We start from the raw sequence: 12903 nt of genomic DNA, 5'->3' as shown, positions 1-12903 counted from the left end.
CTAGGGTTGTTTATTGCCGTATCTTTTAGAACAACTAAACCAACGGTTTATCTTCTTTATCATGGACGGTCTAGAGGTCATTAATGGTATGGAATAAATCACGCTCTTTCTAAAAAGGTTGTACTTTGTCTTCCCAATCATACGTTAGAAAAAATTTCTCATTAGCCTGGCCTTTAGCCCTTAATGCATTGCTTATGCAGTCGATGCTGATGATCGATACTTTGCTTGTTTCACCTTTAGGCGAGGTTCCTCTTGCTGCAATGGGAATTGCTACAACCATTATTGCCTTTATTCTAGGCATACAAATGGCACTAGCTAATGGTACTCAACTGGTTTTAAGCCGTGCGGTCGGTTCAGGAGTCCAAAGTTCACTTTCAAAAGCATTTTGGGCGGGGCTATCAATCAATCTAGCTGTTGCACTCATATTTGGGAGCTTGCTGACTTTCTTCGAGCAACCACTAATACAGGCATTAACCGACAATTTAGCTCTGTATTCTGAAATCAGCCATTATTTAGATATATCAAAACACTTGGTTATCTTTACCGCTTTAACGCAAGTTATCATTGCTTTATTTAACGGTTTAGGTCGCACTAAAATCCCTTTTAAGGGCTACCTTATTGAATTGCCTATTAATGCACTACTGTCCTATCTATTAATTCATGGTTTCTCAACATTTGAAGGTCTTGGCGTGCAAGGTGCAGCCCTTGGTAGCGTGATTGCCATTACATTTAGGCTGTTCTATCTCGCCTTGTGTGTTCACTATGACTCTACGATCTCATTGTCTTTACACGCCCAAAAATCTGAATTAGTCGCTAATATACGTAAGCATTTTATTGAGATATTTCCGGTTGCAGCAAACGTGACAATGCTTTCAATTGGTGCCACAATTTATCAGCTGCTCTATTCACAGCTCAACATTAATGCGTATGTTGCAATTACGCTCGTTATGCCCTGGCTACGCGCTGGTACTCAGTTCATCACAGCTTGGGCACATTCATCTGCAATCACCATTAGCCAAGCGATTGGTTCTAAAAAAATGGATGATCTGACAAAGAATGTCGATACGAGCATTGATGTCGCGGTTGGAATATCTATCGTCTGTGCGTTTTTATTTGGCGGCCTAAGTTTAGCTATTAATGACATCTACCCCGATTTAGACAGTTCAACCTACCAAGCACTCGCACTTATTGCTCCCCTCTATATATTTCTCCCAATTGTTCGTGGATACAACACGGTTCATGGGCACGTATTAAGAGCATTGGGAAAAACAACTGATGTATTCAAAATTAACTTCACAGGGCAATGGATCATCTCGATTCCATTATGTGCTTTGATTATTTTCGGTCTTGATGGTTCTATTTTCTGGGCATTTGCTATTCAACCTTTTGAAGAAGTGGTGAAAGCTTTTCCATTTAGGCACCTTGCGAGAAAATCGTTAAGGGAGTTTGATTCTCAAAAAGCCAAATCACTAATGTACGATTGAGCAGCCTGAGTTTATGTTCATAAACTTGAAGCATGCTTTATTTAAAAGGAAGTAGCGGTGTTTTTTATACATTTTGAAAGTTGTCAGAACTCAAGGTGAAGATTATTTGAGCTATATTTATTTTAGGTTTTCTGAAAATAAATATAGCTATTTCCAAAACTAAGCGTATAGTCCGGCTCTTGGCTCTTATTTAAGAGTTGTTAATGCTACATTTAGTCCAAGTTTCTACACAGACAGTTCACGATTTTTCCTCGTTACACCTATTCTGCGTCAGCTTTACCTCGATAGATCATTCAATAGCTTTTAACCATTTGCCTCAATTAACTATTGGCTTCAATAAACTGTTAGCTTCAATAAACTGTTAGCTTCAACAAACCGCTAGCTTTAATAAGCCGTTAGCTCAATAAACCAATCCGATTATTTACGTTTGTACTGAGTGTTCAGTAGCGTATCTAGTTATTCGGGTAAATCATTACTGTAATAAAACTAAGGCACAATTATGTCAAAAAGAACAACACGACAAATCCATTGGTACCAACTAACACGCGAAAAAGCGTTTACAAAATCACAAGGTAATAAATGCTCAAAATAGAAATTAATTTATTAAAAGAAGACCTGTCTTGGGTCGCAGAGATACGCCAGCTGAACAGCGACATTTTACACCGTCACATACTGCCAAAGCTTCAACATACAAGTTATCTAATCGACTTCGAATTCAGTGAACGAGACAACACTGGCACCATATTATCAAGTACTGGTTGCACGCTAGGAAATTTCACAATCCTATAGCACAAGACTTATAACGAAACTAGAGACTTCGCCATGTCTCCGAAAAATCTATAGTCTTTACCTCGTCTCAGGTCGCCTTATCGACCTTAAGCATACAATAGAATCTAACCTAGTCATTTGCATTTCACTCGCGGCTCACGCTCACTAGGTTTTACTCTTATTGCTCATTCTATTGATGTTCACTCTACTCAATCAATTTAGTACTCTCCATTACCCACACACCATTACACATTCCGCGTATGTTTGAGCATCTTGAACATTCGATTCGACAGCTTTATGCATGACTTTCATTAATATAAGAAGCCTCTCCGAATTGAAGTAGCTCGATTCATGTCAAACAGACCATCGCATAAAATCAGGAAAGTTCACTACGGTCATTTTAAATCACTTAACCCTACCCGCCTCAAGCTAAACACATAGCTCACTTCAATATCTTATTAATCAATTAACATTTAATTTCCAATGATTAAGCAAACCTCATGATATGCACAAAGACATAAATATAAGAAATAAAAATATGAGTTCTCAACATTGGAATTATTAAACTGAGCGACACATTACTAGCCAAACAGCACGACATTTGTCTTATTTTATACTTTGAATTATCAGTATCATTATTGTAATGAGATCACTATCAAGATTAGTGTTGAAAGTTCGCTTGAAAATGGGATAACCATAACACTTAGTTATAAATAAGACGGAGTGATATGAACTTTTTGATTGGTATCACAGAATAGATAGCCGATAATACATACCATATTTGTCATACATTAATTCAATAGCATTGTTGTTGTTTGATGAAATAAAAGGGTACTAAGGATGTATCCATAATTATAAATCATAGCGAGATGATAAGTATGAAACCAGTAACAAAAATTGCACTATTCGTAACAGCCACACTTTTAGCCGGCACTGCTGCAGCTGCTACCATTGATTACCGTGGCGAGTATAAGCATGAAGATGAAAAGTACGCCCACCGTATTAAAATTGGTGCAAACACTAAAATCCTTGATGACCAAGCAAAGCTATCTTTTGGTGTTGAGCAAAAATTCCAAAGTAGTGACCAAACTGACTTTTGGAAGGAAGTGGTCCGTGGCGATTCTGAGTTTAGCTGGGATGTAACTTACAAACTAGATGATAAGTGGTACATACAACCAGGTATGCCAATTACTTTTGCTGAAACTAAAACGACTTATAAACCTCAATTCCGCGTGGGTTATAAAGCTGATTTCGGCTTAACAACAGCTTTACGTTACCGTCATGAACTGCAAACTTTTGAAACTGGTACAGGCACTGCAAGTGCTGCTGGTGGTGGCAAAGTTGTACGTGATGGTAAAACTCTGCAACAAGGTAAATTCACGTTAACTGGTTCATACAAGTTCAGTGACGAAGCTTGGAAAAACCTAAAGCTAAGTTACGAAGCTAACTACAACGTGAACTACGACGACGTTCGTCTTGCGAACGATAAAAACTGGGAATGGGATCTTGGTGTTAAAGTAGGTTACAAAATGGGTGACTTCACTCCTTACATGGAATTCTGGTCATCTGATTACGGTTCATCTGCTGAAGATGATCGCCAGCTTAAAACACGCTTTGGTCTTAAGTACAGCTTCTAATTATAAGATTTTAATGTCACTAAGTAACTGTTTTTAAAATTCTATTATTTACTTAGTTAAGCTTCGATTTAAAAGGTTTAGCATCGCGCTGAGCCTTTTTTAAAATCCTATCTATCCTCCCGGAAAATAAGCTTTTACTCACTGTAACCAAACTATACTTTACCTAAATCATCACCGCTGTAGACCGCTTCAGAAGCTGAACTTATATTATCAAGCACACTACGTCCCCCCTTATTTAAGACAATATTTAGTAGTCTCTGCTTGTTCATGCTCATGCTCATGCTCATCAATACTAAGGCTCACGAAAAATAGCCAATTCAATGACTCTGCGTTTAAATTAACAGGGAGATTTTTGTAACAACCGGATGAGATTAGAATAACTTTTATTGCGACTTTTGCAGGCTGAGAGTAGCTCAATATGTTTTAAACAAAGTGAAGATATGAAAACAGTAAATTAGTGTCCACACACGTTTAGATAGGCGTATATTGATGCTGATTGGGAGCGTAATAATAGCTTTGATCATGGTTTATAAAAATCAGTATCAATAATAATAAAAGCGCCATTCAATCAATGAATGGCACTCAATTCGTTGCTTATATAAAAGGTACTTATAAAAAAGTACTTATGGTAAATAAAGCTTATTTATCCATTGGGTCCGCCGCAACAACAGCTGAGAACGTACTTGAATTGTAATCATTACTCTTTAGTACATCACCGATAGTACGCGAGTCAAAATCATCCATGAAAACTTCTGTTTGAGCCGCTTCATCAGAATAAACTTCATAGTCATCAACGTATAATGTTGTATCTGCCATTCCACTATTTGAAGAGAACTTAATAGTAGTTGCTGTTACGGGAACGCTAGAATCTGAGTGGTTTGCGTCATTACCTGCGTTCTGAGAGTCATAAGGACCAAACTCCACACCATCAACTTTAACTGTGTAAGTACCAGTTTCAGTCGTCGAAGATGTATCCCAAGACATTTCTAGGTCAATCCAAGTACCAGGAGTAAACGTTGTTACTTGCTCATCTTCACCACGTAGCGTGATTTTACCTTCGTCAATTTTCAACTCACCAACCAAAGAAGAAGTGGAGCTTTTAGTATCAAAAAGAGAAACGTAAGCTGACTCTGTTTCTGCAGCGTCGTAATACATAGATACTTTATGCGTACCAGTTGTCATACCTTCCGCAAACTTGTAACGCAATTCGCCTGTATCACCTTCATCTTGGTCAGTGATTGCCGCGACTTGATTGCCCGTTGGTTCTGGATCTGTTGGAGTGTCTCCATCACCAGCTACTGTTGCTTCAGAGCTACTGCTGTTGTAAGGCGTTGTGTTTAATACTTTACCAATAGTGTAGCCGTTGAAGTCATCTTCAAAAACTAGCTCTTCAGAACCACTATCACTTGAATATACTTTTAGGTTATCAGCAAGTAGTTCAAAGTTATTCGTACTGCCGTTATCACCCAACCTTAATGCAATCACTTGGACAGGGCCACTTTCTGGAATTTCATCTGCTAGATATGAATGTTCAACGTCATTTACTTTGAAGCTAAATACACCATTACTCCAAGTTGCTTCGACTGTTAGTGTCTCACCTTCCGTATAACCGCCATCGATAGCATTCAGTTGCTTGGCACTGTCACGGTATTTAATAACACCGCCTTCAAATGCAATTTCACCATGTAAATTAGATGTCGATGTATCAGATGCATAAACCGAAACATACGCGTTTTTGCTGTTATCATCTCCGACAGAATCTTCATCAAGTTGATAAACTAAATCAACCGTTAAACGACCTGAAGTAATGTTATCAAGGCTATTATCAGAGAGCTTTAATCTAAGTTCACCAGTATCAGAAGTTGAAGTATCAATGATTTGAACGTAGTTGTTTACACCAGACTCTTCATTTGCATCTTTAACAGCATCACTTACAGATGTGGTAGTGGCTTCATCAGCCCCTACTAATTCACCCTCAGTTGCAGTATCTACCATTAATTCGCCATTCGTTACAGAGTAACCACCATCAACAACGGCACCATTAGCGTCTGCACCGTAATAGGTAAACGAGATTGTTTCTGCGTCCAGATCTTCTGTATACGTTGCGGTTTTAATTTCGTACGTACCAGGAACTGCATCGTCGTAGTAATATTTTTGTGTGCCATCTGCAAATACATAAACATTGGGTAGATCGGTAGAAGTGGCTGCAGGTAAAGCACTTGTGCTTACTGTCGCGGCACCAATTTCCCACATACCGCCATCAAGAGGTGATGTTGGTGCTGGCGGTGTTGGTACATCATCAGGAATGAACTCAACATCTGTGTCACAACCGAACAACAAACCTGTAGACATAGTTACTGCAAGTGCAATTTTAGAAATCTGCATAATTTACTCTCTTTCACGTTAGTCATTAATCCTTTAAATGATATTGTCAGACAAAAGAGATCGTTCTTCAATCATGGATATTTAATATGATGACCTTTCTCACAGTCGCTGCTATTTAGGTTATAGAACTCATGCATACATCACATTAATAAGCAAAGTTGACGTATTTATTGCCATATACGCCACCTAACATGAAGCATATAATATGATTATTACGCCCCACCTTAACCCCAAAAATGACTACAAACTTACTATCAATAAATATCAGATAACGGCAGATACAAAAGGCAGATCTTCTTTAAATTAATTTTTCGTGAGCCTCATACTAAACACACTGCTTATTTGCACATTCCTACTCAAGAAATAACATGCTTTCAATCTATAATTTATTTTTAAGTTCTCAGTTCTATAAATAAAAAAATGGTCAGTAAATTAACAAAGTAATAAATTACTCTATTCATTTACCGACCATTCATTATTAGATTATCTATTGAGAATTAATCTCAGGTAATTATTTACCTTGGTATTGATCGTGAGAAACATTTAGCTTGTAGAATGTCGCCTGTGAGTAATCGTCTAGATCACCACTGATATTCTGGTTGTAAACACCAGCCTTGAAGTACATGTATTTGCCGCCTACGTCGTAGCCGCTTTTACTCATATCAACCACTTGTACTACGTCATCTTTGCCTTCACGCATTAAAGAAACGGTCATTGTGTTGCCTTTAACATCAATGCGATAGCTGAAGACTTCACCAAGAGCAATACCATCGTCACCAACTTCAGCTGTCATATCACCCACTAGAGGATAGAAGTCCTCTTTTGTCGCGTCTTGACTTTCATGTGCAAAGTAAACTGCGCCTGTGGCTTGGTCTGGTAATTTGCGGTAGTACAAACGAATCGGCTCATCGTTTTGATCGTGAATCTGACCAATGATGAAACGACCTACTTCATTTGCATTACCAGTAGTGGTTGCGTGATCTATCTTCAACGTTGCTTCTAGTACGCCGTCGATACCTGCTGCAGCTTCTAAGTCAGACTCAGGTGCGCTTGAGAATACCCAGTTGTTTTTGTTAACACCTTTAGTGCTAATAGACTTATCACCACGACGCATCATTTCACGAAGTTCAGTACGTGCGTACTTTGTGTTTTTAGAGGTACGAACACCTTTCACGTAAGCCTTGAATACTAGGCCGCCGTCATCTGCTGTGTAGAAAATTTCGGGGTGTTGGTAACCATTTGCGAGGTTCCACTCAGACACATCATCAGGCTTGCCATTTTTGTCATGATCAAATGGTTGAGATAAGTACCAATGAGTCATGTCAAAGTTTTCACTTGGAGCATTACCTGCCAGTGGTGTTTCTGGAAGGTTAGTCGGTACTGGTAGTGCACTACGAGTGTCACACTGAACCGTTGTTTCACATGGGTAAACTGCCGCTACGCCGAAGTTGCCAGAGCGAAGATCTTTACGCGCTTGCTTGCGTGCTTTTTCCACGGCTTTCATTTCTGCGATCATTGCTTGTTCAGCTGCAACTACGTCTGAAGTGATGATATGACTAGCAGGACAAGCGTTAACATTACAGTTTACAGCAGCTAGACCTGTCACACTGTTCCAACCATTTTTGGTGTTACCGTGACCAACGTATCTTACGTAGCGAGCTTGAACCGCCGGAGCAAATTGGAAACGCTCAAGACCGATAGCTTTACCTGAACTCATTTGATTCTCAAGTACCGTTGTCCAGTTTTCGCCATCAACACTGACTTGAATATCAAACTTAGATTGGCGCTCGTTACCTTTACTGAATGATGCTTGAACAGCGTCAAATTCATGTACAGAACCATAGTCCAACATTGCCCACTCGCCGTCACCGGCTGAAGACCAACGTGTTGTTAGATCTTGGTCAACTAGGCGATCAGGACCGTTACCATCGTGACTACTAGCAGTAGCAGCAACCGGCGTCATAATAACTTCACCAGTTTCTTTATTATTAGGGAATTCAGCTGCTGTCGTGGAAGATCCAGTACTCGTACAACCAACAGCGAATAGGATAGAAGTAGCTAGCAAGCTTTTAAGATAAATGTTTTTCATTTGTCTGTTCACCTTTAAATATAAAGTTTGAATAATTAGATCTATTTGTTTTATTAAAAGCAGAGCATTTGGGCATTGAAAATGATTCAATCGCTTGCCTATAAATAGGCATATAAGCAACGTTGTATATTGTTGTGCCAATATGTTCTGCTCATTTGATACGAATCATTATATACATAATAAAATAGTACAAATAAGCAAAGAATCATAAATGAGATCACGGTCTTGTACCTAGCCCCTCAAAGGGTGAATAAATGAGATCCCGCTCAATATGAATTTCTTATAAGTTAAATTTCATCAGTAATGATAAGCATATGTCTTACAAAACCTTCACAAAGAAAGTGGTATCCATTGATTACAGATACCCTCTAATTATGATTAATGATGCTCCGCAATTAATGAAACAAAGCTGACATCGAACAGCTTTCCCTGATAATTACTCTCTGGTTTGAATTGAGGGTAGATACCGCCTTTAAAATAAAATGCGACATCAGATGAAGACCAGTCGGAGGTAAGAAAAACGGTATCTCCATCTTTATCAGTATAATCTTCGCCCCATAAGATATTGTGAGAAACGGTATTTGTACCATCAGCATCATGAGTGGCTAGATACACTCCGTCTGCATTTGCACGAATCGTGTAGCGCCATTCTTCATTTGCAGCATAAGATCCTAGTGTCACACTGAATGGCTCACAATGATTACAATCGGCATTATTGCGTTCAAAATCAGAGTTTAAGATCACTCTTACTGGTTTATCTTCGCCTTCCCAAAGTAACTTGACCAAGGCTTGATTGATCTTCCAACCATGGATTTGACCTAAAACGACTTTAGGGACTTGGTTGCTTATCTCTGGGTATTCTTCAATCTTTAACTGAGCCGTTAACACATGTTCTGAAGAGTTAGTGCGGTTATCAACAAGGTACCAACTTGTGTCTTCATCGCTGGTACTGCAATCAGGGCTACTGCTGCTGACATAAAGCTCTCGAAGTTCAGAGCGGATATAACTAGAGTTAGCCGTTGTCGTGCCATACCCCATGTCCGTTCTAAAATGCATTCGTCCATTTTCAACGTTAAAGTAAGACAAATTGATGCTGTTATCATAGACATCACTGTCATCGGTAAGCTCACCTTTACTGGAATTACATCTTACTGGTTCTAATTCCGCAGCACTGCTACCACCGTCGCCATACCAGGTATCTTTACTAGCCGGAATGGTCAACTTCCAGTGACTAATATCCCAGTCACTTGAATTATTGAGGCTTGTTTTTGAATGCTGTAACTCTTGAAAATGTGCGACACCTTCTCCATTTTCAAATTGATTGTAAATGCCAGCTTTGAAGTAGCTGAGCAAGTGTTCCCAATATTGAATGTCGTGAGTGACAGAGAGTTGACCATCTACTTTTATAGCAAGCGTGCTTTCGAACACAGACAATTCAAATTTAGTGAAGTTATTAAGATCTGCTTCACCTAAGTCATAACGATCATAAGAAGTGGCATAACATGTTGAAGAATCTGCCGCGGTGCTGCAATCAATGGCGTTATTTTTTACGACAGCCCAATAATGACCAGTAATGCCGTCTCTTTCTTGTTCCCATACCACACGTAATAAAGGATGAGGTATGTTCCCAGTACCGCTGTCATCGGTGCCTTTATTATGGATTTGTAAGAATGTTACTTCATCGTGGTCAGCTGGCGAGCTAGCCACCGCCAAATCTATACCTGGCAGTTTCACTTCGGCATAAAGAGTTCGCTTAGTATTCTCTTCATTGACATCAAAGTTCTCACCTTCTCGAATTTCTGATCTCATTTTGTAGTTCGACATTTTAACAATCAGATTCTCAGTACTCTTGTCAGCATAAAAGTACTCACTTTTGTATCCGTCAAAATTGCCGTTTTTTACTTCAGAAGTTTTATTACCTTCTGATCCATTGGGGTCAGACACCTGTAAATCTGAATTGGAAAGAATACTTTGATATTTAACAAGATCGAAAGGGGCTATTGTTTCTTCTGGTGTTCCAGGGTTAATCGGGGCTGTACTGCTACTGCCTGAGCTACCTCCACCACAACCGTAAACAAGACCGGTTAATGCTACAATCATAAGCGGCTTCATCGCATTCATTTCACTTATCCATCTGTATAAAAAGAATAACTTACATTTGTAGTATTTTAATTCAATTAAAGTGTAATGATAATGTGATAGCTAACTTGAATAAGTTTTTATTATTAAAAATGAGTAATAAAACCAAAGAGTCATGCAGATTAATGTTTGAAAGTTCTCTCAACAAAAAGGCTGCCCTAAAATCAGGGCAGCCTTGATAAGACTCGGTTAGAAGTACTAGATTAGTTCTAAAGTAAATTTTACACTTTAAAGCTGCTCATCAACTCACTAACGCTGGTGTTCAGCGTTTTAATTTCTGCTGATTCTGCCACTTGGTTTTGGCTTAATTGGTTAAGTTCTACTACAAAATTTTCAATAGTATGCATGTTTTTCGCAATGCTCTGTATCAGAGAGTTTTGCTCAACAGAAGAACCCGAAATATCATTATTAAAACGACTCACTGTTTCCATTTGTTCGGTCAATTTAGACAACATATCAACCGCTTGCACAACTTGAGAGCGAGTCATTTCGCAATTCGTTTTTGTTTGCTCAATTGACTTAACCAGCCCTTCAGATTTATTTTGCAAGCTTGATAACGCTTCTTCAATTTCCGAAGTACTGATTTGAGTTCGGTTCGCTAGAGCTCTAACTTCATCGGCTACCACCGCAAAACCGCGACCATGCTCGCCCGCTCTTGCCGCCTCAATCGAAGCATTTAACGCTAACAAGTTTGTTTGTTCAGCAATTCCACCAATGACGGTGACAATGGATTGAATCCCTTGCGTTTCATTTGCCATGGACAAAATGTCTTCAGACGTTAAAACAACTTGTTTCTCAAGATCACTCACATAAGTTTCAGTCACAGTGTTTATTTGCTTCGTTTCATCACTTAATCGAGCTGCACTTCTTGCTGCGTCAGCCGCAAACTGTGAATTTTTTTCAACTTCATTCGATGCTTCAGACAGGCTATCAATAGAAGAAGCCACTTGGGCTGTTTCATCCGTATGAACCTTGAGCACATTGCTGGTTGCTTTACATCCTTCACGGATACTTAATACTTTAACGTCTAGATCTGAGTTTTTAAATTTGACGTCTTTTACCATTTCCTGTAACCCCATGATAAATAGATTGATGTCTCTTGCTATATGGCCTAAATCATCACTGCCCTTTTCAACTAAGCGTTGAGTTAAATCGCCATTACCTTGTGATAATCCATGAACAATATCTCGCAAGGAAACTATTGGACGGTAAAAACGATTAAGTAGAAGAACCATTAATACGACTGACCCTATAATTGATACAATAATTAATATGCGAGCACTAGACATCACATCATCTAATTGTTCAAGGGCTAATGAAGGATTAATACTAGATATCATATACCATTCCATTGAGTCACCAATATGTACCTTCTTAGCCATCAACACTCTATTTTCACCATTAATCATGCCTTCAATAAATATTTCGGGTGATTGAATAGCCTGACTAATATTTGCATCACGATTAATAGAGTTTATATTAGTTTGAGGTTGGATCTGCTCTATGGTTGAGGCAATGATCATTCCTTTATCATCAACCATAATACCTTTAGCTTCATATATTTTATCTAGTTGTTTCAATTTATCTTCGAGATCATCAAATCGAATATCCGCCATAATAACGCGATCTTTATAGGAATAAGTCACACCAATCATTGGTACCTGCGTGCTTTTGGTAAAAAACAAATCACTAAATGATTGACCCGTTTTTTTCTTTGCTTGCTTATACCAAGGGCGTACCGTCGGATCATATTTTTCTTTAATTCCCACACCATTAGGGAAAGATTCTGATGGGCGTGAGGTGAAAGATCTACCATCATCAAATCCAACAACAACCTTATCGACCCCGCCCATTTTAGCGGCATAGTGCATCAACGTTTCGTTTGGAACGGTATAAGGTGAACTCATGAACTCTTGTGCGACTGAGTTCACGGTGTCGATTGTTCTTTGAACTGTATTTTCAATATCTTCTATTTCAATAGAAAGAGATTGGTCGATTTCGTTATATATTTTGTTATTTACCTGCTGTGTTGCTAAGTCAAGCGAATACCAGTTGGTAACCACTAAGGCACTAGAACTGACGACAGCCGCCATCAAAATCAGCTTTCCTTTAAACCCTAAAGATAATCCTGAATTCATAAAACTCATAATTAATAACAACCTTTTATATTTATTTAAATCTATTGAAATAGGAGCTTTAGCAGTAATCGCTTAGTGAGAGTCATACGTCACAAAAGGTATTTTATAGTTACAATGAGTTACTGCATTAATATTTTAAGTATTGTATTACAAACAATTCATTTATTTTGTGAGAAAGACGATCATATGGTTAGTTAGCAATTTATTATTTTTATTTATGTCTCAGTTTCTTTATTGAAAATTTACCAATATTTCTATATTCA

The 12903-nt window shown here is 38.5% G+C and carries 7 protein-coding genes; 3 read left to right on the top strand and 4 right to left on the bottom strand.

Annotated elements, in window-relative coordinates; translation table 11 throughout:
- Positions 1–194 precede the first annotated feature (194 nt).
- The 3 genes from L4C37_RS09995 to L4C37_RS09985 all read left to right on the top strand — a co-directional run bounded on the left by L4C37_RS09995 (position 195) and on the right by L4C37_RS09985 (position 3889).
- A complete protein-coding gene (locus L4C37_RS09995) occupies positions 195–1484 on the top strand; it encodes an MATE family efflux transporter (RefSeq protein ID WP_429768479.1) in 1290 nt (429 codons plus the stop codon).
- Between the two features lie 579 nt (positions 1485–2063).
- Entirely contained in the window at positions 2064–2273 is a 210-nt protein-coding gene (locus L4C37_RS09990; protein WP_137373135.1) for a hypothetical protein, read from the top strand.
- An 857-nt stretch (positions 2274–3130) separates the two neighbouring features.
- Positions 3131–3889, top strand: a complete 759-nt coding sequence (locus L4C37_RS09985) for an oligogalacturonate-specific porin KdgM family protein (protein ID WP_273293611.1) — start codon at positions 3131–3133, stop codon at positions 3887–3889.
- Between the two features lie 639 nt (positions 3890–4528).
- Here L4C37_RS09985 and L4C37_RS09980 read toward each other — a convergent pair.
- The 4 genes from L4C37_RS09980 to L4C37_RS09965 all read right to left on the bottom strand — a co-directional run bounded on the left by L4C37_RS09980 (position 4529) and on the right by L4C37_RS09965 (position 12595).
- Positions 4529–6274 (bottom strand): hypothetical protein, encoded by a 1746-nt coding sequence (locus L4C37_RS09980; protein WP_429768478.1) that lies wholly within the window; start codon positions 6272–6274, stop codon positions 4529–4531.
- A gap of 511 nt (positions 6275–6785) precedes the next feature.
- Complete coding sequence (locus tag L4C37_RS09975; RefSeq protein WP_137373132.1) at positions 6786–8363, bottom strand: polysaccharide lyase family 7 protein; 1578 nt, start codon at positions 8361–8363, stop codon at positions 6786–6788.
- A 378-nt stretch (positions 8364–8741) separates the two neighbouring features.
- Positions 8742–10484, bottom strand: coding sequence for a polysaccharide lyase family 7 protein (locus tag L4C37_RS09970; RefSeq protein ID WP_429768477.1), 1743 nt, complete (start codon positions 10482–10484; stop codon positions 8742–8744).
- A gap of 239 nt (positions 10485–10723) precedes the next feature.
- Positions 10724–12595, bottom strand: a complete 1872-nt coding sequence (locus L4C37_RS09965; RefSeq protein WP_429768596.1) for a methyl-accepting chemotaxis protein — start codon at positions 12593–12595, stop codon at positions 10724–10726.
- Positions 12596–12903 lie beyond the last annotated feature (308 nt).

Origin of the sequence: Vibrio kagoshimensis, assembly GCF_050337535.1 — a bacterium.
In the GTDB taxonomy this organism is placed as follows: Bacteria; Pseudomonadota; Gammaproteobacteria; order Enterobacterales; family Vibrionaceae; genus Vibrio; species Vibrio gallaecicus.
Note: the sequence above shows the minus strand (reverse complement) of the source record. Positions and strands in the feature narration are given on the sequence as shown.

Excerpts from the sequence above, each read along its gene's own strand:
- L4C37_RS09995 (WP_429768479.1), top strand. The coding sequence starts at position 195 with ATGCAGTCGATGCTGATGATCGATACTTTGCTTGTTTCACCTTTAGGC.
- L4C37_RS09990 (WP_137373135.1), top strand. The coding sequence starts at position 2,064 with ATGCTCAAAATAGAAATTAATTTATTAAAAGAAGACCTGTCTTGGGTC.
- L4C37_RS09985 (WP_273293611.1), top strand. The coding sequence starts at position 3,131 with ATGAAACCAGTAACAAAAATTGCACTATTCGTAACAGCCACACTTTTA.
- L4C37_RS09980 (WP_429768478.1), bottom strand. The coding sequence starts at position 6,274 with ATGCAGATTTCTAAAATTGCACTTGCAGTAACTATGTCTACAGGTTTG.
- L4C37_RS09975 (WP_137373132.1), bottom strand. The coding sequence starts at position 8,363 with ATGAAAAACATTTATCTTAAAAGCTTGCTAGCTACTTCTATCCTATTC.
- L4C37_RS09970 (WP_429768477.1), bottom strand. The coding sequence starts at position 10,484 with ATGAATGCGATGAAGCCGCTTATGATTGTAGCATTAACCGGTCTTGTT.
- L4C37_RS09965 (WP_429768596.1), bottom strand. The coding sequence starts at position 12,595 with ATGGCGGCTGTCGTCAGTTCTAGTGCCTTAGTGGTTACCAACTGGTAT.